Annotated in this window: 1 protein-coding gene; it reads right to left on the reverse strand. The window is 67.4% G+C overall.

The annotated features are described in order from the left end of the window. Positions 1 to 564 (reverse strand): ATP-dependent DNA ligase (locus A5650_RS22580; RefSeq protein ID WP_502687093.1); only part of this gene is annotated, 564 nt, incomplete at both ends.

Here is a 564-nt window from a genome sequence, read left to right on the forward strand (position 1 = left end):
CGATCCGATCGCATCCTCGCCGGACTTGTGCACGCGGTAGCCGCCGACGACGCAGTCCGCCGTGCGCTGATGTTTGATCTTGAACATCACGCGCTTGTCCGGCTGATAGGTCAGGTCAAGGGGTTTGGCGATGACGCCGTCGAGGCCCGCGCCCTCGAACTCGTCGAACCACCGGTGTGCCGTCGCGAGGTCGGTCGTCACCGGGGTGATCTGGAATATCGAGCCTGCGCCGGAGAGCGCGTCGACGAGTGCGGCGCGGCGTTCCCCGAAAGGCCGTTGCGTGTAATCGATGTCGTCTCGCGCGAGCAGATCGAACGCGATGAAGGCCGCGGGTGTCTTCTCGGCCAGCATCCGGACCCGCGAGTCGGCGGGATGGATGCGCTGGCTCAGCGACTCCCAGTCCAGCCGGGTGCGTCCGCCGAATTCGCGGGGGACGACGATCTCACCGTCCAGCACGCATCGCGGCGCCAGCTCGTCGCGCACCGCCTCGACGACGTCGGGGAAGTAACGGCCCAGGTCCTTACCGCTGCGCGAGAGCAGCACGACCTTGTCCCCGTCGCGGAA

The sequence above is a fragment of the Mycobacterium sp. 1164985.4 genome (genome assembly GCF_001668575.1).
Lineage (GTDB): Bacteria > Actinomycetota > Actinomycetes > Mycobacteriales > Mycobacteriaceae > Mycobacterium.